The organism is Methylobacterium organophilum (assembly GCF_022179465.1).
Taxonomy (GTDB): Bacteria; Pseudomonadota; Alphaproteobacteria; order Rhizobiales; family Beijerinckiaceae; genus Methylobacterium; species Methylobacterium organophilum.
Genome location: NZ_BPQV01000002.1, coordinates 197535 through 219326 on the forward strand (window position 1 = coordinate 197535; position 21792 = coordinate 219326).

23 protein-coding genes are annotated in these 21792 nt (G+C 71.3%); 14 read left to right on the forward strand and 9 right to left on the reverse strand.

The annotated features are described in order from the left end of the window. Window positions 1–137: 137 nt before the first annotated feature. Genes MFF21_RS03575 through copM form a run of 4 tightly spaced genes read left to right on the forward strand, consistent with a single transcriptional unit; the run spans window position 138 to window position 5788 of the window. Window positions 138–1832, forward strand: coding sequence for an efflux RND transporter periplasmic adaptor subunit (locus tag MFF21_RS03575; protein ID WP_238309831.1), 1695 nt, complete (start codon window positions 138–140; stop codon window positions 1830–1832). A gap of 10 nt (window positions 1833–1842) precedes the next feature. Beyond that, on the forward strand, window positions 1843–4971 hold the full coding sequence (locus tag MFF21_RS03580) for an efflux RND transporter permease subunit (RefSeq protein ID WP_238309832.1): 3129 nt from the start codon (window positions 1843–1845) through the stop codon (window positions 4969–4971). A gap of 32 nt (window positions 4972–5003) precedes the next feature. Then, window positions 5004–5369, forward strand: coding sequence for a hypothetical protein (locus tag MFF21_RS03585; protein ID WP_238309833.1), 366 nt, complete (start codon window positions 5004–5006; stop codon window positions 5367–5369). Window positions 5370–5392: 23 nt separating this feature from the next. Next, on the forward strand, window positions 5393–5788 hold the full coding sequence (copM, locus tag MFF21_RS03590; RefSeq protein ID WP_238309834.1) for a CopM family metallochaperone: 396 nt from the start codon (window positions 5393–5395) through the stop codon (window positions 5786–5788). Between the two features lie 30 nt (window positions 5789–5818). Here the strand turns inward: copM and MFF21_RS03595 are convergent, their stop codons facing one another. Then, window positions 5819–6571, reverse strand: coding sequence for a 16S rRNA (uracil(1498)-N(3))-methyltransferase (locus MFF21_RS03595; RefSeq protein ID WP_238309835.1), 753 nt, complete (start codon window positions 6569–6571; stop codon window positions 5819–5821). Window positions 6572–6814: 243 nt separating this feature from the next. Between MFF21_RS03595 and MFF21_RS03600 the strand changes: the two genes are divergently transcribed. Then, window positions 6815–7426 carry a hypothetical protein gene (locus tag MFF21_RS03600; protein WP_373324909.1) on the forward strand — a complete coding sequence of 204 codons (612 nt, stop codon included), beginning with the start codon at window positions 6815–6817 and terminating at the stop codon, window positions 7424–7426. Window positions 7427–7641: 215 nt separating this feature from the next. Next, entirely contained in the window at window positions 7642–8574 is a 933-nt protein-coding gene (gene ubiA / locus MFF21_RS03605; RefSeq protein ID WP_238309836.1) for a 4-hydroxybenzoate octaprenyltransferase, read from the forward strand. 9 nt (window positions 8575–8583) lie between these two features. On the opposite strand, the gene MFF21_RS03610 is transcribed toward ubiA, so the two are convergent. Further along, window positions 8584–9102, reverse strand: a complete 519-nt coding sequence (locus tag MFF21_RS03610; protein ID WP_373324910.1) for a DUF6101 family protein — start codon at window positions 9100–9102, stop codon at window positions 8584–8586. Between the two features lie 274 nt (window positions 9103–9376). Here MFF21_RS03610 and MFF21_RS03615 point away from each other — a divergent pair, with 274 nt between their 5' ends. Beyond that, window positions 9377–10201: a 3'(2'),5'-bisphosphate nucleotidase CysQ gene (locus MFF21_RS03615; protein WP_238309837.1), complete on the forward strand. Its 825-nt coding sequence runs from the start codon at window positions 9377–9379 to the stop codon at window positions 10199–10201. Window positions 10202–10219: 18 nt separating this feature from the next. On the opposite strand, the gene MFF21_RS03620 is transcribed toward MFF21_RS03615, so the two are convergent. Both MFF21_RS03620 and MFF21_RS03625 read right to left on the reverse strand, forming a co-directional pair. Then, on the reverse strand, window positions 10220–10444 hold the full coding sequence (locus MFF21_RS03620; RefSeq protein ID WP_238309838.1) for an AsnC family transcriptional regulator: 225 nt from the start codon (window positions 10442–10444) through the stop codon (window positions 10220–10222). A gap of 183 nt (window positions 10445–10627) precedes the next feature. Then, window positions 10628–10837 carry a cold-shock protein gene (locus MFF21_RS03625; protein WP_238309839.1) on the reverse strand — a complete coding sequence of 70 codons (210 nt, stop codon included), beginning with the start codon at window positions 10835–10837 and terminating at the stop codon, window positions 10628–10630. 273 nt (window positions 10838–11110) lie between these two features. Here MFF21_RS03625 and MFF21_RS03630 point away from each other — a divergent pair, with 273 nt between their 5' ends. The 3 genes from MFF21_RS03630 (at window position 11111) to MFF21_RS03640 (ending at window position 12161) form a co-directional block, all read left to right on the forward strand. Further along, the gene (locus MFF21_RS03630; RefSeq protein WP_238309840.1) at window positions 11111–11500 is read left to right on the forward strand and encodes a hypothetical protein; all 390 of its coding nucleotides are present in this window, start codon (window positions 11111–11113) and stop codon (window positions 11498–11500) included. 93 nt (window positions 11501–11593) lie between these two features. Beyond that, entirely contained in the window at window positions 11594–11878 is a 285-nt protein-coding gene (locus MFF21_RS03635) for a BrnT family toxin (protein ID WP_238309841.1), read from the forward strand. After that, window positions 11832–12161, forward strand: coding sequence for a BrnA antitoxin family protein (locus tag MFF21_RS03640; protein ID WP_238309842.1), 330 nt, complete (start codon window positions 11832–11834; stop codon window positions 12159–12161). The genes MFF21_RS03635 and MFF21_RS03640 overlap by 47 nt, the downstream gene beginning before the upstream one ends. Window positions 12162–12229: 68 nt before the next feature. Here MFF21_RS03640 and MFF21_RS03645 read toward each other — a convergent pair whose 3' ends face one another. Further along, on the reverse strand, window positions 12230–12451 hold the full coding sequence (locus tag MFF21_RS03645; protein WP_238309843.1) for a hypothetical protein: 222 nt from the start codon (window positions 12449–12451) through the stop codon (window positions 12230–12232). Between the two features lie 208 nt (window positions 12452–12659). On the opposite strand from MFF21_RS03645, the gene MFF21_RS03650 reads away from it, so the two are divergent. The 3 genes from MFF21_RS03650 to MFF21_RS03660 are packed head-to-tail and all read left to right on the forward strand — an operon-like array spanning window position 12660 to window position 15570. Then, a complete protein-coding gene (locus MFF21_RS03650) occupies window positions 12660–13403 on the forward strand; it encodes a (Fe-S)-binding protein (protein WP_238309844.1) in 744 nt (247 codons plus the stop codon). Then, window positions 13400–14980 (forward strand): lactate utilization protein B, encoded by a 1581-nt coding sequence (locus MFF21_RS03655; protein WP_238309845.1) that lies wholly within the window; start codon window positions 13400–13402, stop codon window positions 14978–14980. The genes MFF21_RS03650 and MFF21_RS03655 overlap by 4 nt, the downstream gene beginning before the upstream one ends. Next, window positions 14977–15570: a LutC/YkgG family protein gene (locus MFF21_RS03660; protein WP_238309846.1), complete on the forward strand. Its 594-nt coding sequence runs from the start codon at window positions 14977–14979 to the stop codon at window positions 15568–15570. The genes MFF21_RS03655 and MFF21_RS03660 overlap by 4 nt, the downstream gene beginning before the upstream one ends. A gap of 33 nt (window positions 15571–15603) precedes the next feature. Here the strand turns inward: MFF21_RS03660 and MFF21_RS03665 are convergent, their stop codons facing one another. The 3 genes from MFF21_RS03665 to MFF21_RS03675 form a co-directional block, all read right to left on the reverse strand. Beyond that, window positions 15604–15990 carry a response regulator gene (locus MFF21_RS03665; protein WP_238309847.1) on the reverse strand — a complete coding sequence of 129 codons (387 nt, stop codon included), beginning with the start codon at window positions 15988–15990 and terminating at the stop codon, window positions 15604–15606. Window positions 15991–16082: 92 nt separating this feature from the next. Beyond that, window positions 16083–16235 (reverse strand): hypothetical protein, encoded by a 153-nt coding sequence (locus MFF21_RS03670; RefSeq protein ID WP_238309848.1) that lies wholly within the window; start codon window positions 16233–16235, stop codon window positions 16083–16085. Between the two features lie 412 nt (window positions 16236–16647). Beyond that, entirely contained in the window at window positions 16648–18330 is a 1683-nt protein-coding gene (locus MFF21_RS03675) for a porin (RefSeq protein WP_238309849.1), read from the reverse strand. 296 nt (window positions 18331–18626) lie between these two features. On the opposite strand from MFF21_RS03675, the gene MFF21_RS03680 reads away from it, so the two are divergent. After that, window positions 18627–19199, forward strand: a complete 573-nt coding sequence (locus MFF21_RS03680) for an NUDIX domain-containing protein (RefSeq protein WP_238309850.1) — start codon at window positions 18627–18629, stop codon at window positions 19197–19199. A 13-nt stretch (window positions 19200–19212) separates the two neighbouring features. Here the strand turns inward: MFF21_RS03680 and MFF21_RS03685 are convergent, their stop codons facing one another. Further along, window positions 19213–21639 carry an ATP-binding protein gene (locus MFF21_RS03685; RefSeq protein WP_238309851.1) on the reverse strand — a complete coding sequence of 809 codons (2427 nt, stop codon included), beginning with the start codon at window positions 21637–21639 and terminating at the stop codon, window positions 19213–19215. Between the last annotated feature and the right edge of the window lie 153 nt (window positions 21640–21792).

The window sequence follows — 21792 nt, forward strand, 5'->3', positions numbered from 1 at the left end:
CATGGCGAGCGGCGCGGCCGCTCCGCGCAGGGCCGTGTCCCCGCGCCCGCGGGGACGCCGCCCCACCGGAAACCCCGTGAGACCCCTGCGCGCCATCGTGTGCGGCCGTCCGCTCCTCCGGCGAGAGATCCCGTTCCATGTCCGTTTTCCTGGCCGCCCGCTGCGTGCCGGTCCTGGCCCTGGCCCTGTTCCTGGCGGGCCTCGCCCCGTCGCGTGCTCATGAGGGGCACGACCACGGCGCCCCCCCGCCGCCCCTGACCGCCAACCTCGCGCCCCGCGGCGAGGCGGCCTCGGAAGCCTTCGAGCTGGTCGCGATCCTGCGCGGCGGCGCCCTCACGCTGTTCCTCGACCGCTTTCGCACGGCCGAGCCGATCGCGGATGCGACCGTCGAGATCGACACGCCGGAGGGTCCGCGGCGGGCCGAGCCCATGGCGGAGGGCAGCTACCGGCTGCCGGCGCCCTGGCTGCGGCCCGGCCGTCACGACCTCGTGGTCACGGTGACGGCGGGGGAGGAGATCGACGTCCTGCCGGTGAGCCTCACCGTCCCGGAGCCCGCCGCGGAGACCGGCTCGGCCGCCTCGCCCCTGTCGCAGGGCGGCCCAAGACGAATCGCGACCCGCGACCCCGTCCTGCTCGCCGTCGCCTCGGGCAGCTTCCTGCTCGGCCTCGGCGCCATGCTGCTGGCGGTGCGCCGCCGGCGCGGCACGGCCCTGGCGCTCGTCGTCTTCGCCGGGACCGTGCTCGCCTCCGCCGCGGCCTTCGCCCATGGCGACGATGATCACGATCGCGGGGCCATGCCCGCCGCCCTGAGCCGGCCGGGGGAGGGGGCGGCGGATCTCGCCCGGCGCCTGCCGGACGGGGCGGTGTTCGTGCCGAAACCCACCCAGCGCCTGCTCGCCCTGCGCACCGCGGTCACCGAGATCGGCCGCTTCCGGCGCAGCGTCGGCCTGCCGGGCCGCGTCATCCCCAACCCGAATGCCAGCGGCGTGGTCCAATCCTCCGTGGGCGGGCGGCTGTCGCCCCCGGCTTCGGGGCTGTTCCCCCGCCTCGGCAGCGTCGTCGCGAAGGGGGAGGTGCTCGCCAGCGTGACCCCGCCCGTGCAGCGGGTCGACGTTTCCGACATGCGCCAGCGCCAGGGCGAGCTCGACCAGCAGATCGCCATCGTGAAGCGCCGGGTCGAGCGCTATGCCCGCCTCGCCCAGTCCGGCGCCGTCGCCCAGGTGCAATACGAGGAGGCGCAGGACGAGCTGAAGGGATTGCAGGACCGCCGCGCCGCCCTCGACGCGATCCGTGCCGAGCCCGAGCCCCTGATCGCGCCGGTGGATGGGGTGATCGCCGAGGCCTCCGCCACCGCCGGCCAGATGGCGGCGCCGGGCCAGATGGTGTTCCGCATCGTCGATCCGAAGAATCTCTGGGTCGAGGCCCTGAGCTTCGACGCCCTGATCCCGGGGCAGCAGGCCAGCGCCCGCCTGCCCGATGGGCGCAGCGTCGCCCTGACCTATCAGGGCGCGGGTCTGGCCGACCGCAACCAGGCGATTCCCGTGCAATTCGCGATTCAGGGCGATACCGCGGGCCTGCGCCTCGGCCAGTTCCTCACGGTGCTCGCCGCCACCGATGCCGAACTCTCCGGGCTCGCCCTGCCGCGGGCGGCGGTGGTGCGCACCGGCAACGGGCAGGACGTAGTCTACGAGCATGTCGCGGCCGAGCGCTACGAGGCCCGGCCCGTGCGCGTCGATCCCCTCGACGGCGAGCGCGTGCTCGTCGCCGGCGGCCTCGGCCCGGGCCGGCGCGTGGTGGTGCAGGGCGCCGAGCTTCTGGATCAGGTCCGGTAGGGGCGCCGCGATGTTCGAAGCCATCGTCCGCCTCGCCCTGCGCAACCGCATGCTGGTGCTGGCGCTCGCCGCCGTGCTGGTCGTCGCCGGCGCCTTCTCGGTCGGCCACCTGCCCGTGGACGTGTTCCCCGACCTCAACCGGCCCACGGTCACGATCATGACGGAAGCCGAGGGCTATGCCCCCCAGGAGGTCGAGCAGCTCGTCACCTTCCCCCTGGAGACCCGCATCAACGGCCTGCCCGGGATCAGCCGGGTGCGCTCCGTCTCCGGCGTCGGCCTCTCCATCGTCACGGTGGAGTTCGACTGGGGCACCGACCTCTACCGCAACCGCCAGCAGGTGGCCGAACGGCTCGCCCTGGCCCGGGACCAGCTGCCGCCGAACGTGACCCCGCAGATGGGGCCGGTCTCCTCGATCATGGGGCAGATCCTGCTCGTCGCGGTCACGGGCGAGCAGGCGAGCCCGATGGAGGTGCGCGAGGCGGCGGATTTCGTGATCCGCCCGCGGCTCCTCACCCTCCCCGGCGTCGCCCAGGTCATCCCCATCGGCGGCGAGGTGCGCCAGTTCCGCGTGAGCCCGAATCCGCCGGCCATGCGGGCGCTCGGCGTCACCAATGCGCAGCTGGAGGCCGCCCTGCAGGCCTTCGGCACCAATGCCGGCGGCGGCTTCACCGATCTGCACGCCCGGGAATACCTGATCCGCAACATCGGCCGCACCATGAGCCTCGACGACCTGAGGAGCCTCGTCGTCGCGCAGGTCGGCGGGGCGCCGGTCTATCTGCGCCAGATCGCCGACATCGCCTTCGCCGCCAAGGTGAAGCGCGGCGAGGCCGGCAGCCAGGGCCGGCCCGCGGTGATCGTCTCGGTCGAGAAGCAGCCCGACATCGACACCGTGGCCCTGACCCGCTCCCTCGAGGCGGCGCTGAAGGATCTCTCCGCCGCCCTGCCGCACGGCATCCGCGCCGATACGGTTCTGTTCCGCCAGGCGGATTTCATCGAGACCTCGATCCGCAACGTCGAGCGCGTGCTCGCGGAGGCCATGCTCGTCGTGGCGGTGGTGCTGTTCGCCTTCCTGCTCAACGGACGCACCACGGCGATCTCGCTGGTGGCGATCCCGGTCTCGATCCTGGCCACCGCCCTGGTCTTCCGCTTCGCCGGGCTCTCGATCAACACGATGACCCTGGGCGGCCTCGCCATCGCCGTCGGCGAGCTGGTGGACGACGCCGTGGTCGACGTGGAGAACATCTTTCGGCGCCTCGGCGAGAACCGGCGGGCCGGCAGCCCGAAGAGCGTGTTCGCCGTGGTGGTGGAGGCCTCTGGCGAGGTCCGCTCCGGCATCGTCTACGCGACGGCGATCATCGTCCTCGTCTTCGTGCCGCTCTTCGCCCTCTCCGGCATCGAGGGGCGGCTCTTCGCGCCGCTCGGCCAGGCCTACATCGTCGCGATCCTGGCGAGCCTCGTCACCGCCGTCACCCTCACGCCGGTCCTGGCCTTCTGGCTGCTGCCGGGGCTGAAGAGCCTGGAGCAGCACGACAGCCGGCTCCTGATCGCGCTCAAGCGCGGCAATGCGGCCCTGCTCGGCCTCGCCTTCCGCCACCCGGGGATCCTCGTGGGAAGCGTCGCCCTCGCGGTGCTCGCCGCGGGCCTTGCCGCCTGGAGCCTGCCGCGGGCCTTCCTGCCGCCCTTCAACGAGGGCAGCTTCACCGTGAACATGACCTTCACCCCGGGCATCTCGCTGGCCGAGAGCCACCGGGTCGGCCTGATCGCGGAGCGGCTGCTCCGCGACATCCCGGAGGTCGCCAGCGTGGGCCGCCGCACCGGCCGGGCCGAGCTCGACGAGCATGCCGAGGGCGTGCACGCCTCCGAGATCGACGTGGCTTTGAAGCCCGGGGCGGCCCGCCCCAAGGAGGTCCTGGTAGCCGAGATCCGGGGCCGGCTCGCGCAGCTTCCCGTCGCGGTCAATGTCGGCCAGCCGATCTCGCACCGGCTCGACCACATGCTCTCCGGCGTGCGCGCGGAGATCGCCCTGAAGGTCTTCGGCGAGGATCTCGACCAGCTCCGCGCCACCGCCGACGCCCTGCGGGAGCGGCTCGCCAAGATTCCCGGCCTCGCCGACCTCCAGGTCGAGCGGCAGGTGCGCATCCCGCAGCTCGACATCCGGGTCGATTACGCCCGGGCGGCCCTCTACGGCGTCCAGCCCGCGGCAATCATCGACCAGATCAGCCGCCTCTCGAACGGCCGCGTGGTCTCGACGGTCGTCGACGGCTATCGCCGCTTCGACGTGCTGATCCGCCTGCCGGAGGACCGGCGCACGACCACGGGCCTCGGCGACCTCCTGCTGGAGACGCCCTCCGGCTGGGTGCCGGCCCGGCAGGTCGCCGATATCCGCGAGACGGACGGTCCCAACCAGATCCTGCGGGAGAACGGCCGCCGCCGCATCGTGGTCCAGGCCAATACGGACGGCACGGTCGACACCCGCCGGATCGTCGAGGCGATCCGCGCCGGCATCGCGGCCGAGCCGCTGCCGCCGGGGGTGTTCACCAGCCTGGAGGGCACCTTCCAGGCGCAGGAGGACTCGGCCCGCACCATCGGCCTGCTCTCCGGCCTGTCCCTCGCCCTGGTCTTCGCGATCCTGTTCAGCCGCTACCGCTCCGCGGCCCTGGCGCTGATCGTGATGGGCAGCATCCCGCTCGCCCTGATCGGTGCGGTGATCGCCCTGTGGTGGGCCGGGCAGCCGCTCAGCGTCGCCTCGATGATCGGCTTCATCACCCTGACGGGGATCGCCGCGCGCAACGGCATCCTCAAGATCAGCCACATGCTGAACCTGTCGCTGCACGAGGGCGTGCCCTTCGGACCGGATCTGGTGCTGCGCGGCAGCCAGGAGCGGCTGACCCCGGTGCTGATGACCGCGCTCTCGGCGGGTGTCGCCCTGGTGCCCTTGCTCCTCGACGCCGCGAGCCCGGGCAAGGAGATCCTGCACCCGGTCGCGGTGACGATCTTCGGCGGCCTCGTCAGCGCGACCCTGCTCGACGCGGTGCTGACGCCGGTCCTGTTCCTGCGCTTCGGCCGCACGCCCCTGGAGCGCCTGCGCGCGGCGCAGGCCGGCGAGGGCGCCGAACCGGCCGCGCGGGCCGCCTTCTGAGACTGTTTCGCCCACCGACAAGGAGACCGACCATGCGTCCCCCGCTTCCCGCCCTCGCCCTGTTGCTCGCGGCCGGCCCGGCCCTCGCCCACGAATCCGGCGGCCAGCATGGCGGCCGCATCGCCGATGCCGGGCCCTACCACCTCGAACTGGTGACCCGGGACGCCACGGTCGAGCTCTACATCCTCGATGGGCGGGCGAAGCCGCTTCCCGCGGCCGGCTTCAAGGGCCGCGCGACGCTCGTCGCCGACGGCAAGGCCGCCCGCATCCCCCTCGCGCCCAGCGAAGACGGCAGCCGGCTGACCGGCCAGGCCGGATCCCCGCTCCCCGCCCGGCCGAAGGGCGCCGTGCAGGTCACCGCCCCGGACGGCGCCACCGCCACCGGCACCTTCAACTGATCGAGACCAGGACGATGTCACCCATGAACAGCAAGCGCCTTGCCCTCGCCGCCCTCCTGGCCGCCGGCCTGGCCGGGGCCGCCCTGGCCCAAGATGCGCACGAGCACGCGCACGAGCATATGGACCATGCCGGCCACCATCCTTTGCCCGCCGCCCCGGGCGACAGCTCGGCGACCAAGGCCTTCCGGGACATCGACGGGCAGATGCACCGGGCCATGGACATCCGCTACACGAACGACGTCGACGTCGATTTCGTGCGGGGCATGATCCCCCATCACGAGGGCGCCATCGGCATGGCCAAGGTCGCCCTGCAATACTCGAAGGATCCGGAGATCCGGAAGCTCGCCGAGGACATCGTCAAGGCGCAGGAGGCCGAGATCGCCCAGATGCAGGCCTTCCTGAAGCGCAAGGGGCCGTAACCCTTCGCAACCACCGTTGGCAACGAGGCGCTAGCGCGCGTCGCCGAGCACCGCCTGGACCAGGGCCAGCACCGCCACCGCGGCGGTGTCGGCCCGCAGGATGCGCGGGCCGAGCGACAGGGCGACGGTGTTCGGGCGCGCCGCGATCAGCGCGCGCTCCTCCTCGGCGAAGCCCCCCTCCGGACCGACCAGCACGGCGAGCGGCGGCGGCGCGGCGGGGTCGGCCGCCCCGCGCAGGGCCGCCACCGGATCGGCGACGGGGGCGTCCTCGTCGCAGAAGACAAGGAGGCGGCCCGCATCGAGGGCGGCCAGGGCCTCGGACAGGCGGGCCGGCTCGGCGATCTCCGGCACCGCCAGGATGCCGCATTGCTCCGCCGCCTCGATGGCATTGGCGCGCAGACGGTCGAGCTTGATCCGTTCCCCTTGCGTGAAGCGGGTGAAGACCGGGCGGATCGTGCCCGCGCCCATCTCCACCGCCTTCTGGGCCACGTAGTCGAGCCGCCCGGTCTTGAGCGGCGCGAACAGGTAGTGGAGGTCGGCGGGCTCCGGCTGGGCACGCGTGCGCTCGACGAGTTCGAGATCGGCGCTCTTGCGCCCGTTCGGCCGCAGCCGCCCCCGCCACTCGCCGTCGCGGCCGTTGAACAGGAGGACCGGATCCTCCTCCGAGCGGCGCAGCACCGTGAGCAGGTAATTGGCCTGGGCCCGGTCGAGGGGCAGCACGGCGCCCTGCGCCAGGTCCGATTCGACGAAGAGGCGGGGAGCGGTGAAGTCGTAGGCGGCCATGCCGGCTCGTCGCCCGCGTCTTGTCCGCTGTCAACGCGGGAAAGGTGGTGCCTGCCTGCAACAAGGGCAAGCATTCGGGAAACTATCCGCAATCCTTGCCGATGGGAGCGGAACCGTTCGATTGACGCCACAATCCTGTGCGGACTCCCTCTGATCGAACGAACACGCCACGGTGAGCGCCACGGCCAGCCCGGATGCGGTCGCGCAACCGTCGGCAGAGCGGGCCGGGAGAGGGACTACAGGATGCCGACCAGACAGAGCCAGATCGCCGCGGCCGTGCTGAGCGCCGCCCTTCTCACCAGCGGGGCCGCCTTCGCCCAGGGCGCCTTCTCCACCGCGCCCTCGCCGACCATGTCGATCCCGGCCGAGACCGCTCCGGCGCCCGCGGTGCCGGCCCCCGCCATTCCCGCGCCCGCCGCGCCGGCGGCCACCGCGCCGGTGCCGCAGGCCCAGGCCGTGCCGCAGGGCGGCTCGGATTGCGGCAGCATCCAGAAGACGCTGATCGAGCGGAAGAACCTCGTCGCCAAGGCGAACGCGGCCTCGAACTCGAAGAAGAAGATGACCCCGCAGGAAGCCTGCGCCCTGTTCGGCAAGCTCCAGGCCAACGGCGCCGAGGGCGTGAAGTGGATCGCCGCCAACAAGGAATGGTGCTCGATCCCCGATTCCTTCGCCGAAGGCTTCAAGGCCGACCACAGCAAGGTCGCGCAGATCCGCACCAAGGTCTGCGGCATGGCCGCCCAGGCGACCAAGATGGAAGCCCAGGCCCGCGCCCAGGCCCAGAACGGCGGTGGCGGCGGCCTCCTCGGCGGCCCCGGCCTGACCGGCTCCTTCAAGATGCCGCAGGGCGCCCTCTGAGGATGTCCGCTCGGTCCGCCGGCTCTTCCTCCCCCATCGGGGGAGGGGCCGCGCAGCGGACGGAGGGGGCGGCACTGAAGTGGCCGGCATAAAGGCTCGCGTTCCCACGCCGCCGCCTTGCGCGCGGTCCCCCTCGCCCGGGGCGAGGGGCGGCACGGCGACCGCTTCCATCGTCCGGAAACGGTATGAGACCCCGCGGTACCCCGAGTGATTCCATGAACGGCAACGTCGCCGATGCGGTGGCCGGCCACTGGGCGGACCGGATCGCGCCCGCGCGGTTGCGGCCCTATCTGCGCCTCGCGCGGATCGAGCGGCCGATCGGCTGGTGGCTGCTGCTGCTGCCCTGCTGGTGGTCGGCGGCGCTCGCGGCGGATGCGGCGGGCCGCGCCTTCCCCCATCCCGGCCATCTCACCCTGTTCTTCGTCGGCGCCGTGGCCATGCGCGGGGCGGGCTCGACCTACAACGACATCGCCGATCGGGATCTCGACGCCAAGGTCGAGCGCACCCGCTCGCGCCCGCTGCCCTCGGGGCAGGTGAGCACCAAGGCGGCGGCCGCCTTCCTGGTGCTCCAGGCGCTGATCGGCCTCGCGGTGCTCCTCCAGTTCAACGGCACGGCGATTCTCGTCGGCATGGCCTCGCTGCTGCCGGTGGCGATCTACCCCTTCATGAAGCGGGTGATGCCGCTGCCCCAGCTCGTGCTGGGGCTCGCCTTCTCCTGGGGGGCGCTGATGGGCTGGGCCGCCCTGTTCGGGCGCCTCGAAGCCCCGGCCTACTGGCTCTATGCCGGCACCATCGCCTGGGTGGTGGGCTACGACACGATCTACGCGGTGCAGGACATCGAGGACGACGAGATCGCCGGCATCCGCTCCTCGGCCCGCTTCTTCGGCGAGCGCCTCCGCCTCGCGGTCGGGCTCTGCTACGGGCTTGCCGCTGCGCTGATGCTCGGGGCCCTGGTCACGGCCAAGGCCGGTCCGGTGGCGCTGGTCGGGCTCGGCCTGTTCGCGGCCCATCTCGGCCGCCAGGTCCTGCGGCTGCATCCGCGGGACGGGCACGGGGCGCTTGCCCTGTTCCGCTCCAACCGCGATGCGGGGCTCATCCTCTTCGCGGGCCTCGTCCTCGACGGGCTGGTCCGCGCGGTCCTCGCGTAAGCGCCTCGTTCAGCTGCGGGCGATGATCTCGTTCTCGCCGCGGTGGATCTGCGGGCGCGCCGGGAGGCGGGCGGTCTTGCGGCGCACCAGGAAGCGGGGGCGGCGGCCGTTGAGCAGGCCGACCCGGCGGCGCTGGCGCGAGCGGCCGAGGCTGAGCCGGCCGATCTGCCGGGAAACCTCGGCGAACTGGCCGTCCTCGCGCAGGATCATCCGGGGCAGGCCGGTGCGGGCGGCACAATCGCGCCAGATCGCCACCACGTCCTCCTCCGCGAAGGGCCCGAGGCGGGCGAGCACGCCGTCCTGCGCGTCGACGAGGAGCAGCGCGAAGCGGTCCTCGCCGCAGGCGTCGCTCTCGTCCTCGGCGAAGGCCAGAGCCACGCCGACGGCCTGGGCGGCCCCCGTGATTCGGCCGATCATCGGCAGCGCGGTCGCCACGAAGGAGAACCCGCGGATCTGAACGCCGTCCTGCACCGGAGCCTCCTGCGACGAAGCGGGGAAATCCGTGTTCATATTCGCGAAAGTAATCATCTGATTGACGCCCTGTTGCAAGTGGCGGCCTCTGTCGGGCCGTCCGTTATGCCAAGCAGAATTGCGTCTAGACTCCTCGTAGCGCCTTAATTGGCAGCGTTAAGCGAATCTGGATGCCGGAGATGCTCAACGGATCCTTGCCGCGATCCGTGAAAGTGCGGGATATGCCGCAGCGGCGCCGGACGCGCCGCCTTGTGGTCGTGCCCTTTCGCGCTCTACAACGGGATCTCTTCCCGCGCGTCCCCGCACGGGCGCCCAGCTTTCTCAAGAGCGCATGCCCGATCCCGTTTCACCTGCCGGCCGGCAGGGCCCCGACGCGCTGCTCGGCCCCCTGCGGGAGGCGATCCGCGAGGCGGCCGCCCTGGCGATGCCCTTCTTCAATGCGGGGGATCAGACCAGCGCCCGGGTCTGGTCGAAGGCCGGCGGCTCGCCGGTGACGGAGGCCGACGTCGCCGTCGACACCTTCCTGAAGATCCGGCTGAGCGAGATCGACCCCTCCGCCGCTTGGCTCTCGGAGGAGACGAGCGACGATCCGGTGCGGCTGAACAGTGACCGGGTCTGGATCGTGGATCCGATCGACGGCACGCGCGCCTTCCTCTCGGGGCACCCGGACTGGTCGATCGCGGTGGCGCTGCTGGAACGGGGGCAGCCGCTGCTCGGCTTCGTGCATGCCCCGGCGCTCGGCATCTTCTACGAGGCGGCGTCGGGCCGCGGGGCCACGCGCAACGGCGCCGGGATCGCGGTCTCGCCGCGCACGGCTTTGCCCGGCGCCGGCATCACCGGGCCGAAGCCGATGGCCGACCGCTTCGTGCGCGGTGCCGGGCAGGACGATTTCACCCGCATCCCGCGGGTGCCCTCCCTGGCCCTGCGCGTGGCGCGGGTGGCCGAGGGGGCGATCGATATCGGATTGGTCTCGCGGGATTCGCGGGATTGGGATCTCGCTGCCGCCGACCTGATCCTGCGGGAGGCGGGCGGCACGGTCTGCACCCTCGACGGGGCGCCGGCGGTCTACAACCGGCCGGAGCCCAAGCACGGCGAGCTGATCGCCGTGCCCAATGCCTTGAAGGCCGCCACTCTGACGGCGCTGGCGGCCGGCTGAGCCGGCCGCGTTCCGTCCTCAGGCGTGCTCGCGCACGGAGACCTTGGCCGGCGCGAGGCCGAACCGGTCGGCGAGGTGCCAGCGCAGCTCACGCGGCGACTGGTACTCGTAGGACGGGTCGATCAGGTGGCTGAGGTCGGAGCCCTTGCGCTCCGAAATGCCCGTCAGGCGCTTGACCCGGAAGGTCGCGGCGCCGGTCACGGGGGAAAGCGCGCCGGAACGGCGCGTGTACTCGAACTGCATCGTTTCTTGTTTCTCTGTTCTGGTCCGTGATCCCGCACGCAGCGGGGCCCGGAGTCGTTTCTGGTTGTTGTCACATCGGGCGCCGCGATCCCCGGAGACCGGGAATCGCGGCCGCCGACGCCCTCCCGGGGCGCCTGCTGGCATCGGCCGCTCGTTGGAAGAGCCGATGCTGAAAAGCGACGGTCAGGCCGTCTGCAGGTTGCCGGCGGCGTCCTTGCCGCTGCGCTTGTCCGTGAGGATGTCGTAGGTGATCTTCTGACCTTCGACGAGGTTGCGAAGCCCAGCGCGCTCGACGGCCGAGATATGGACGAACACGTCCTTGCCGCCATCGTCGGGCTGGATGAAGCCGTAGCCCTTGGTTTCGTTAAACCACTTTACGGTTCCGGTATTCACGCAATCGTCCTTAGTGCGAGTTCTCGAGGCAACAGGCATCGTTGCGGATGCCGGCCGCCTGTTCTCTTTCCGCTGATGTGACGGATCGAAGCGGGACCTTTTCGGGACGTGCGATCTATCCACGCTCCCGTCGTCTCGATGCCCGCGAATCCCTATGTAGGCCGAGGATGGGGCCGCAACAAGGCAGCCGGTTGTGTTTGTGCCGGGGCGCCCTGTGGCCTTCCGTCCTCCGGATGCGTATTAAAAGTGAAGCTCCAGGCGGTTAGGCAATCCATGGCCGGTATCTCGGTTTCTCTCGAAGGCGCCAACATCCAGCTCTCCTTCCAGAAGGACGACCAATCGACGGCCGTCGTGATGGATGCGCGTGCGGCCCGTGCCCTGGTGCGCGCGGTCGGCCAGCTGCTCACGGCGATCGACGACGGGGAGGAGCCGGATCTGCCGGAGGAGATGGGCGACGAGGACATCGCCATGCTCGACGTGACCTCCTCGGCGATCGAGGTCGGCACCGACGAGCAGGGCCAGGCGGTGGTCGCCCTCCAGGCCGGCGCGCTGCCTCCCTTCCAGCTCCGCCTCACCGACGAGGAGGCCCGCCACGTCGCCGCCTCCCTCGCCGAGATCCTCGCCTCGCCCCGGGACGTGCGCACGTCCCACGGGGGGCATTGATCCGGTCTCAGGCCGCCGCAGAGGCCGGGAGAGGGTGGCCCGTCCCCCTGAAACCGCCTTCAAAGAACGACGTTTTGTCGTTACATTCTGACCATGGGCTTCCAGTGGGATCCGGAGAAGGATGCAGCCAATCAGGCCAAGCACCTCGTCGGCTTCCGGCAGGCCGCCGAGATCTTCCGCGGGTTCCGACTGACCCGGCCGGATACGCGGCGCGATGACGGCGAGGACCGGTTCATCGCCCTGGGCGTCTACGACAACGAGGTGCTGCGGGTGGTCTGCACGCTCCGCGACGGGGACATCCGCAGCATCTCCGCATGGAAGGCGAGCCGACATGACCGACAAGCCTACGCGCAAGCGTGCCAAGCTCGTCCGGTTTGACAGCCTGGACGAGATGCCCCCGGCTGAGCCGCTGAGCCGGGCCTTCAAGACCCTGGGCGAGGAGGAGGCCGAGCGCCGCGCCGCGGACGATCCCGATGCGGGCCTGATTCCCGCCGGCTTCTGGGACACGGCGGAGCCCGTCGCGGCGGAGAACAAGGAGCAGATCACGCTGCGGCTCGATGCCGACGTGCTGCGCCATTTCCGCAGCGCCGGCAAAGGCTACCAGTCCCGGATCAACGCGGTGCTCAAGAGCTACGTGCGCGCGAAAGAGAACGCGGACTGAGCCCCCACAAGAAAGACACGCCCGCATCCTCTGCGGGCGTGCCGAAATCCGTTCTGGAAAAATCGATCCTAGAGCCGGATGCCCGGGTCGGTCGGGCCGCCGGGGAGGTAGTCGGGCTCCGAGCCCGGGCCCTTGGGCTCGTCGATATCGGGATCGTCGACGGGGTAGGGCGAGCGCGGGCCGGTCGGGCCGATATCCGGCAGCTCGTCCGGCTGCGGCGGGGGTGGCAGGTCGCCCGGAATGTTTCCGCCGGGCCCCGGATCGGGGTTCGGGATGCCGGGATTGGCCATGGGCCGCCTCCTTGGCTGGTTGCGGGGATGCTGGACCAACACAGCCCCGGCCGGAGTGTTCCGCTCCCGTTCCGCCTCCGGCCCGCGCCTTCCGGACGCGGGTGCGGCCGGCGTCTCGCCAAGCGGGCCGGCATTCGTTAGAGCGCGTTCAGGCTGTAAGAATTCCAGATCGCGCGGCCGCGGCCGCGCCCGCGAAAGACACGAACCGATGCGGATCGGGCTGTTCGTCCCCTGCTATGTCGACGCCTTCGAGCCGGAGGTGGGCATCGCCACCCTGGAGCTGCTGGAGCGCCTGGGCCTCACGGTCGAATATCCCTACGACCAGACCTGCTGCGGCCAGCCCATGACCAATACCGGCTGCCACGCCGAGGCGGCGGCGACGGAAGCTCTGTTCGTGAAGAACTTTTCGGGCTTCGACTACGTGGTGGCCCCCTCCGGCTCCTGCGTGCACCAGGTCCGGGCCCATCTCACCGCGATCCCGCAGACGGACGAGGTCCGAAGGGTCCGCGCGAGCACCTACGAGCTCGTGGAATTCCTGCACGACGTCCTGAAGATCGACGCGCTGCCCTGGGCGGAATTCCCGCACAAGGTCGCCTATCACTCGAACTGCAACGCCCTGCGCGGCATCCACCACGCCAAGCCCTCGGAGCTGAACGCGCCGTACTTCTCCAAGCCCCTCAACCTCCTCAAGAAGGTGAAGGGCCTGGAGCTGGTGGAGCTGGCACGGCCCGACGAGTGCTGCGGCTTCGGCGGCACCTTCTCGGTGTTCGAGCCCGCGGTCTCGGCCAAGATGGGCTATGACAAGGTCACCGATCAGGCGAAAGCCGGCGCGGATTACGTCGTCTCGGCGGATTCCTCCTGCATGATGCACCAGAAGGGCTGCGCCGAGCGCCTCGGCCTGCCCCTCAAGTACATCCACATCGCCCAGGTGCTGAACGGAGCCGCCGCATGAGCGCCTCGGATCTGAACCAGGACCTGAACCCGCGCGAGGACCGGCTCCACCCGGAGGTTCGCCCGCCCGACGACGAGAGCGAGCGGAGCCAGGACGGCGAGCGCCTGCAGCATGCGGAGGCCGCCTCGCGGCCGGTCCGCGCGCCGGCCCCCCGCGAGCCGCAGCCCCGCGGCGCCAGGATCCGCGGCGACAAGCCGATCGACCAGGCGGAGGCCGCCGAGCGCTTCATCGCCGCGCCGCTGCACCAGGCCGCCCACGATGCGAGGCTCTGGGACGTCCGGCGCAAGCGCGACGCCGCGACCCAGGCCATCCCCGAATGGGAGGCGCTGCGCGACCTCGCCTCCCGCATCAAGACGCACACGCTCAGCCATCTCGACCGCTACCTCGAGCAGTTCGAGGCGGCGGCCAGGGCGAACGGCGTGCACGTGCACTGGGCCGAGGACGGGGCCGCGCATAACCGCATCGTCCTCGACATTCTGAAGAGCCACGGCGCGAAGCGGCTCATCAAGTCGAAGTCGATGCTCACCGAGGAATGCGGCTTCCGCCACTTCATGGCCGCCCACGACATCGAGATCATCGAGACCGATCTCGGCGAGCGCATCCAGCAGCTCGACGAGGAGGAGCCGAGCCACGTGGTGATGCCGGCGGTGCACAAGACCCGGCTCGACGTGGCCGAGGTCTTCGCCCGGACGCTGGGCACCGATCCCGAGAACGACGACGCCCATTACCTCGCCGAGAGCCAGCGCGAGACCACCCGGCCGCTGATCCTCTCGGCGGATGCGGGCATGACCGGCTGCAACTTCGCCATCGCCGAGACCGGCACCGTCGTCACCTGCACCAACGAGGGCAATGCCGACCTCTCCGGCAACGTGCCGCCGCTCCAGATCCACTCGATCGGCATCGAGAAGCTGATCCCGCGCATGGCGGATCTCGGCGTGTTCCTGCGGGTGCTCGCCCGCTCGGCCCTGGGCTCGCCGATCACCCAGTACACCTCGCATTTCACCGCGCCCCGCAAGGGCTCGGAGATGCACATGGTGCTGGTCGATAACGGCCGCTCCGCCCGGCTCGGCATGGAGGCGTTCTGGACCTCGCTGAAATGCATCCGCTGCGGGGCCTGCATGAACACCTGCCCGGTCTACCGGCGCTCCGGCGGCCTCTCCTACGGGGCGACCTATTCCGGCCCGATCGGGCTCATCATCGACCCGACCTACAACAAGCGGAAATACTCGACGCTGCCCTTCTCCTCGACGATGAACGGCTCCTGCACCAATGTCTGCCCGGTGAAGATCAACATTCACGAGCAGATCTTCGCCTGGCGCAAGGTGCTGGCCGAGGAGCACCAGATCCCGCTCCTGAAGCAGGGCATGATGAAGGCCGCCGGCGCGGTGCTGAGCCGGCCCGCGGCCTATCGCGCGGCGATCGGCGCGGCGGATTCCGCCCTGAAGGTGCTGCCGCGCTTCGCCGTCTACAATCCGGCCAACACCTGGGGGAAGGGCCGCGAGATGCCCGACGCCCCGCGCCAGAGCTTCCATGCCTGGTACAAGCAGAACCGCATGAGCAAGGACGGCGCGAAATGAGCGCGCGCGAGTCGATCCTAGCCGCGATCCGGGCGAACCGCCCCGCCGGCGACTTCCCCCTGCCGGAGGTGCCGGATTTCGCTCCCCTCGTCGGGGACGACCGCGTCGAGGCCTTCGGCGAGACCCTGAAGCGCATGGGCGGGCGCATCGAGCGCCCCGCCCCGGGCGCCGACCCGCTCCTGCCGGTGCGCGAACGCATCGCTGGCGCCAGGGTGCTGGCCTCCGCCGTGCCGGAGGTGACCGGAAACCGCGACCTCTCCACAGTGGCGAGCCCGCGCGACCTCGCCGATGTCGACGTGGCGGTGGTGCGGGCGGTCTTCGGCATCGCCGAGACTGGCTCGGTCCTGTTCACCCAGGCCGAACTGATCGTGAATGCCGTGGCCTATCTCGCCCAGCACCTGATCGTGCTGCTCGACCCGGCCGACATCGTCGTGAACGTGCAGGCCGCCTATCGCCGCCCGGATTTCGGCCGAGCCGCCTATGCGGTGCTCCATACCGGCCCCTCGGCCACCGCGGATATCGAGGGCGTGCTGATCCACGGTGCGCAGGGCGTGCGCTCCCTCACGGTGGTGCTGCTGCCGCGGGGATAGGGCGCCCGGTGAAGCGCTCCGCCCGGCCGGTCCCTATCCGACCCGTGGCGTCGCGCCGAGGATCCGGGCGAGGGAGCCGACGATCTGCTGGTAGTCGGCCGGCTTCTGCAGGCGTGTCACGCCCTCGAACTCGGCCGGGATCGCCTCGTCGTCGTAGCCGGTGATGAACACGAAGGGCGTGCCGCGCGCCCTCAGGATGCGCGCGAGGCCGAAGGACGGGCCGTCGCCGAGATTGATGTCGACCACGGCGGCGGTGGGCGTCGCCTGCTCCATCTCGGCGCGCGCCGCCTCCTCGCTCGGACAGGGACCCAGGATGTCGGCGCCGGCACGCTGGAGGGCGCGGGCCGTGTCGGTGGCGAGGAAGTAATCGTCCTCGACCACCAGGATGCGGTGACCGCGCAGGTCGGCTTCGCCAATCATGTCGAGCGCTCCTCTCGGGTCCCCGCGACACGGCGCGGCGTCGACCGTCCGAGGATACGCTCTCGGGCTGCGGGCGAAAACTCCGGGCGGGGTCAGCGCGGCCGGCGGCTCGGGCGCGGGTCCCAGCGCCGGGATCCCTCTCTCTCCAGCCTGTCGCGCACGGCGCCGAGGGCGGCCGCGTTGGCGAGCGAGAGGCCGAACAGCGCCAGCCCGGTATAGAGGGAGAAGGTGGTCGGAAACAGCATGGATCCTCGTGCGGGCGGGGGCGGCCGGCCTTGCGGGCGGCGCTCTGGGTCTCCGGGAAGCGGTCCGTCGCGGCGGCGCCGCCGCGGCGGGCCTGGGGTTTCGGGCCGAACTTGCGCGGGAAGCGGAGCCGGCGTCGGTTTCCTTGCGCACGAGCGGATCGGCCCGCCCGCAATCCCGGCTGTGGTCTTCGGTCGCGGCCCAGGGCGTCGCAGCGAGGGCGGCGCGGCGAGGGCAGGCGGGACCATGGAAAAAGGCCCGGCGTCGCCGCCGGGCCAGTCGCTTCTGGAGTTTCCAAAAAGGCACCTGGACGCTGGGGGCTCCCCGCCGTTGGAAGGGCGCGGAGGTGGGACCCGTCCAAGCGATTCCGGATCCCGGTGCGGCGGGAGCCGGAATGGGGGTCGGGCCGCGCCGTCAGAAGTCGCGTTGCACGCGGAAGCGGGCCTGGAAGGTGTCCTCGGCGCTCACGGGATAGAGCGGGACGCTGACGCCGTTCACCGTGACGGTGCCGGTCTTGTCGGCGTTGTAGGCCTTGCCGCTCTTGAGGGCCGTGCGGATGTACTGGCCCTCCACGCCGATATCGAGGTCCTTGACCGGCGACCAGATCAGGCTGGCGCCGGTCACGATCTGGCTCGTGTCGCGCAGGGCCGCGCTGTAGCCGTAGCCCAGGGCGTTGGTCAGGTAGGAGGCCGGCGCCACGGTGTTGGCGGCGCCGATCAGGGCGGCGGTCTGGCTCACCGCCTGCCGCGCGGCCTGGCTGAAGGCGATCTCGCCGTAGCTGCCGTAGAAGGCCGAGCGCCATTCTGGCGCCCAGTAATGCAGGTAGGACGCGACCACCGTGAAGCTCGTCGAGAGTTCGAGCTTGCCGGTCAGCGGGTTCACGATCGCGTCCGACAGATACTGGTTGAAGGCGTTGCCCGGGAAGACGGTGGCGTTGCTGAGATAGCTGCCGGTGAAGGAGGTGATGCCGGTATACATCGCCGAGCCTTCGCCATAGGCGCCCTGCAGGTAGAGGCCGTCGCCGGGGGCGATGAAGGGCAGGTTCAGCTTCAGGCCGCCCTGGATCGCCCAGCCGTAATCGGTCTGCGCGCCGGAGCTGATGCCGCGGGCGGCGTAGAGCGCCGCGGCCGTGGCGCTGGAGAGCGTCGTCGCCGTGGCGTAGGTGCCGCTCGCCGAGGAGAGCGTCTGCCCGGTGAAGCCGCCGATGCTGATCGCCCGCACCGCGCCGGAGATCTGGGCCGAGCCCCAGGGGGCGTCGTAGCGCAGGGCGCCGACGAAATCCGGCATGCGCGTGCGCTCGACCGCATCGACGAAGGCGACCGCCGTGGCGTTGCCGGCGGCGTTGGTGCCGAGGATGATCGGCGTCGGCGCAGTGGTCGCCGTCAGGGCGCTCGCGGCCGAGCCGGCGGTGGTGCTCGCCGCGTAGGAGGCGGAATAGACCGGGTTCTTGCGGAAGCTCGGATCCTCCATCGAGACGGTGGCCGAGAAGCCCTCGCCGAAGAGCTGCGTGTAGGCGAGCAGGTTGGTCGAGGCGACGTCGGAGCCCAGCGACGAGCCGATGATCTCGTAATCGTGGGCGTAGAAGTCGAAGAAGGACGAGGCCCGGCCGGCGGTCAGCCCCGCGAACTGCACGAAGGCCTTGTCCGGCACGATGTAGGTCTGGGTCCGGCCGTACTGGTCCTGGCCCGTGGCGGTGTAGGCGTTGCCGATGCGCAGCTGCGTGCCGGAGGCCATCTTGCTCTCGCCGGTGCGGCTCGCCGCCTCCAGGCGCAGGAAGGCGCGCAGCGTGCCGTAGCTGGTCTGGGTGCGGGCATCGAGGCTGAAGCGGGCGAGGCCGCGATACTGCGTGGTGTCGCCCGCCCCGGCGGCGTTGCGGCTGCCGGGGGAGAGGTAGCCCATCTCGTAGCGGGCGCGGCCCGAGACGCGCAGGCAGGTCTCGGTGCCGGGGATGTAGAAGAAGCCGGCGCCGTAGGCGGTGCAGACCCTGACATACTCGATCGGCACGGCGGCCTTGATCGGGAGATCGGCGGCCCGCGCGACGCCCGTGGCGGCGAGCAGGGCGGTGGATCCCAGAAGAACGCGCTGGATGTCGCGCATGGGTGGAAACCTCCGAAACGAGACCCTCGGGACCGGGCTCTGCCCGGGCGTCCCCGCTCGCCCCCGGCTTTGGCGAGGCCTCTCGCCGCCCGGGATGTCCGGAGGACCGGGCCGCTATGCGACGCCGGTGTTTCCCAATTTTGTGGGAATATTGCCCACATGTTGCTCCGGACGCTTCGCCCCGCCGCGGAGCGCGCCCGTGGGCCGGTGTGGTCCGCGGGGCACACTGTCCGGATCCGCCCCGGCGTGGCATGTCCCGCCGGACGCGTTCGGAACCGTGACGGCAAGGAGACCCCATGACCCAGGAGATCCGCGGCACCCGCCTCGTCCATGACGGCTGGTGCCGCCTGCTCCTGGCGGAGATCGGCCTGCCGGACGGCACGCGCATGACCCGGGAGATCGAGGATCACGGCCGCGCCGTCTGCGTTCTGCCCTACGATCCCGTGCGCCGGGTCGCCCTGCTGATCCACCAGTTCCGGGTGCCGCCCTTCTACGCCGACGGCACCCGCGACCTGATCGAGGCGCCGGCCGGCCTACTCGACGAGGAGGACCCGGAGGAGGGCGCCCGGCGCGAGGCCTTCGAGGAGGCGGGGGTGCGGCTGTCGCGGCTGGAGCCGGTGGCGAGCGCCTGGGCCATGCCGGGCATCTCGACGGAGCGGATGGACCTCTATCTCGGCGCCTATGCGCGCGAGGACCGGCACGGTCCCGGCGGCGGCCTGGCGGAGGAGGGCGAGGACATCACGGTGCTGGAGATGCCGCTGGCCGAGCTGGCGGCCCGGTCCGATGCGGGGCAATTGCCCGACCTGAAGACCCTGACCCTGGTGCTGGCCCTGCGCCTGCGCCACCCGGCTCTGTTCCAGCCGGCCTGAGGAGAGCCGCGCCCTAGCGGGCCAGGATCTCGCGCATGCGGGCGGCGAGGGTCTCCACGCCGAAGGGCTTGGTCAGCACCGACATGCCGGGTTCGAGGCGGCCGTCCCGCAGCAGGGTGGTCTCGGCGTAGCCGGTGATGAACAGCACCTTCAGGTCCGGGCGGCCCACCCGGGCGGCGTCGGCGAGCTGGCGCCCGTTCATGCCCCCCGGCATGCCGACATCGGTGACGAGGAGATCGATCCGCGCCTCCGTCTGCAGCAGCTTGAGGCCGGCGACGCCGTCCGCGGCCTCGATCGCCCGGTAGCCGAGATCCTGCAGCACGTCCGACACCAGCATGCGCACGGTCGGCTCGTCGTCCACGATCAGGACGGTCTCCCCGGAGCCGATGGGGGCGACGGGGGCGCCCTCCGCGCCGCCGGCCTCCGTCTCGGCCGCGCCGTGGAAGCGCGGCAGGTCGATGGTCACCGTCGTGCCCCGGCCCACCTCGGAGCGGATCCAGACCTGCCCGCCGGATTGCTTGGCGAAGCCGTAGATCATCGAGAGCCCGAGGCCGGTGCCCTCGCCGAGGGGCTTGGTGGTGAAGAAGGGGTCGAAGGCCTTGGCCATCACCTCGGGGGTCATCCCGGTGCCGGTGTCGCGCACGCTGAGCGACATGTAGGGCCCCTCGGCCAGCTCGCCCTGCCGGGCGGCGGCCCCGTCGATCCAGCGGTTCCGGGTCTCGATGACGATGCTGCCGCCCTCCGGCATCGCGTCCCGGGCATTGATGCAGAGGTTGAGCAGGGCGTTCTCGAGCTGGGAGGTGTCGACCAGCGTGGTCCAGAGCCCCGGAGCGGCGACGCTGTCGACGCGGATCCCCGGCCCCACGGTCCGCTGGATCAGGTCGAGCATGCCGCCGACGAGGTGGTTGGTGTCGGTGGGCTTCGGGGCCAGGGTCTGCCGGCGGGAGAAGGCGAGCAGGCGGTGCGTCAGGGCGGCGGCGCGCTTCGTCGCCCCCTGCGCGGCGCGCATGTATTTGTCGATCTCGGTGACCCGCCCCTGCCCGATCCGCGTGCCGATCAGCTCCAGGCTTCCGGAGATGCCGGCGAGCAGGTTGTTGAAGTCGTGAGCGAGGCCGCCGGTGAGCTGGCCCACCGCCTCCATCTTCTGCGACTGGCGCAGGGCCTCCTCCGCCCGCTCCCGCTCGGCGATGGCGGAGGCGACGCGGCTCTCCAGGGTCTCGTTGAGTTCCCGCAGCCGCGTCTCGGCCTCGTGCTGGCGCGTCACGTCGCGGGAGACGGCCAGCAGCTTCTCGGGCTGGCCGTCGGGGCCGTTGATGGGCGTCACCGCCACGTCCCACCAGCGCGGGCTGCCCTTCATCGTGCAGGCGAAGCCCTCGAAGCGGGCGATGCCGCCGGCGCGCCCCGTCTCCAGGGCGGCCAGGACCTTGCCCCGCTCGTCGCCCTGCCAGAAATCCGCCCAGCAGGCGCCGGCGATGGCGCCGTAATCGTCCACCTCCATCACGCACATGCCGCCTTCCGACATGAATTCGAGATGGCCGTCGAGGGAGATCACCTTGATGCAATCGGCGGAGCTCTCGATGATCCGCCGGCCCAGCTCCTCGCTGGCGCGCAGGGCCTGCTCCGCCCGCCGCCGCGGCGTGACGTCGTCGAACAGGATCGCCACGCGCCGGTCCTGCGGATCGCCGGTGCGGAAGGCATAGACCTCGAACCACCGGCCCAGGGCCTCGGACCCCGCCTCGAACCGCGCCGGCTCGCCCGTCAGCGCCACCCGGCCGTAGGTCTGGTACCAGTGCTCCTCCAGATTGGGCGCGAAGGTGCGCAGCCACCGGCCCCGGGCGCCGATCAGCCCGGTCTGCCGCTCGAAGGCCGGATTGGCCTCCACCACCCGGTAGTCGATCGGGTACTCCGCCGCGTCGAACTTCACCTCGACGATGCAGAAGCCGGAATCGATCGAGTCGAACAGGGTCCGGTAGCGCTCGTCGCTCTCCTGCTGCTTGATGACCTCCGCCGTGGTCTCCCGGCAGATCACGAGCACGCCGCCGATGCCGTTCGGCGCGGCCTCGTCCTCGATCGGGCTGCAACCATAGGTCCACCAGGTCGGCTGCTGCGCGCCGTGGCGGAAGACGGGCATGCACTGGTCCTGGTGCCAGGTCGCCGCGCCGCCGGCGAGGACCTGGTCGATCTGCGGGCCGATCAGCTCCCAGATCTCGGGCCAGGTGTCCTGCGCCCGCGTGCCGAGGGCGGCGGGGTGCTTCTCCGGGCCGAGGGAGGCGGCATAGGCGTCGTTGTAGAACTGGATGTGGTCCGGCCCCCACCAGATCAGCATCGGATGCCGGGTGTTGAGGAGCAGGCGGAGCGCGCCGATCAGGCTCTGCGGCCAGCGCTCCATCGGCCCCAGCGGCGTCGCCGCCCAGTCCCGGGCGCGGACGAGCGCGCCCATGGCTCCGCCGTTGCGGATCACGGGGCTCAGGCCCGGCCGCGCGGGACCGGGCTCGACCCGGGCATCGCTGGGAGGGTGCGGAGGGGCAGGCTCGACATGCGGGTCGCGCTCACACGGGGCACCGGGATTGTCAAACCGGAATGTCATCCAGGC

Coding starts and splice junctions, on each gene's coding strand:
- MFF21_RS03655 (WP_238309845.1), top strand. CDS start 13,400: ATGAGCGCCTCGGATCTGAACCAGGACCTGAACCCGCGCGAGGACCGG.
- MFF21_RS03650 (WP_238309844.1), top strand. CDS start 12,660: ATGCGGATCGGGCTGTTCGTCCCCTGCTATGTCGACGCCTTCGAGCCG.
- MFF21_RS03615 (WP_238309837.1), top strand. CDS start 9,377: ATGCCCGATCCCGTTTCACCTGCCGGCCGGCAGGGCCCCGACGCGCTG.
- copM (WP_238309834.1), top strand. CDS start 5,393: ATGAACAGCAAGCGCCTTGCCCTCGCCGCCCTCCTGGCCGCCGGCCTG.
- MFF21_RS03645 (WP_238309843.1), bottom strand. CDS start 12,451: ATGGCCAATCCCGGCATCCCGAACCCCGATCCGGGGCCCGGCGGAAAC.
- MFF21_RS03685 (WP_238309851.1), bottom strand. CDS start 21,639: ATGGGCGCGCTCGTCCGCGCCCGGGACTGGGCGGCGACGCCGCTGGGG.
- MFF21_RS03665 (WP_238309847.1), bottom strand. CDS start 15,990: ATGATTGGCGAAGCCGACCTGCGCGGTCACCGCATCCTGGTGGTCGAG.
- MFF21_RS03575 (WP_238309831.1), top strand. CDS start 138: ATGTCCGTTTTCCTGGCCGCCCGCTGCGTGCCGGTCCTGGCCCTGGCC.
- MFF21_RS03600 (WP_373324909.1), top strand. CDS start 6,815: ATGCCGACCAGACAGAGCCAGATCGCCGCGGCCGTGCTGAGCGCCGCC.
- MFF21_RS03635 (WP_238309841.1), top strand. CDS start 11,594: ATGGGCTTCCAGTGGGATCCGGAGAAGGATGCAGCCAATCAGGCCAAG.
- MFF21_RS03620 (WP_238309838.1), bottom strand. CDS start 10,444: ATGCAGTTCGAGTACACGCGCCGTTCCGGCGCGCTTTCCCCCGTGACC.
- MFF21_RS03675 (WP_238309849.1), bottom strand. CDS start 18,330: ATGCGCGACATCCAGCGCGTTCTTCTGGGATCCACCGCCCTGCTCGCC.
- MFF21_RS03630 (WP_238309840.1), top strand. CDS start 11,111: ATGGCCGGTATCTCGGTTTCTCTCGAAGGCGCCAACATCCAGCTCTCC.
- MFF21_RS03585 (WP_238309833.1), top strand. CDS start 5,004: ATGCGTCCCCCGCTTCCCGCCCTCGCCCTGTTGCTCGCGGCCGGCCCG.
- MFF21_RS03580 (WP_238309832.1), top strand. CDS start 1,843: ATGTTCGAAGCCATCGTCCGCCTCGCCCTGCGCAACCGCATGCTGGTG.
- MFF21_RS03610 (WP_373324910.1), bottom strand. CDS start 9,102: ATGATTACTTTCGCGAATATGAACACGGATTTCCCCGCTTCGTCGCAG.
- ubiA (WP_238309836.1), top strand. CDS start 7,642: ATGAACGGCAACGTCGCCGATGCGGTGGCCGGCCACTGGGCGGACCGG.
- MFF21_RS03680 (WP_238309850.1), top strand. CDS start 18,627: ATGACCCAGGAGATCCGCGGCACCCGCCTCGTCCATGACGGCTGGTGC.
- MFF21_RS03640 (WP_238309842.1), top strand. CDS start 11,832: ATGACCGACAAGCCTACGCGCAAGCGTGCCAAGCTCGTCCGGTTTGAC.
- MFF21_RS03670 (WP_238309848.1), bottom strand. CDS start 16,235: ATGCTGTTTCCGACCACCTTCTCCCTCTATACCGGGCTGGCGCTGTTC.
- MFF21_RS03595 (WP_238309835.1), bottom strand. CDS start 6,571: ATGGCCGCCTACGACTTCACCGCTCCCCGCCTCTTCGTCGAATCGGAC.
- MFF21_RS03660 (WP_238309846.1), top strand. CDS start 14,977: ATGAGCGCGCGCGAGTCGATCCTAGCCGCGATCCGGGCGAACCGCCCC.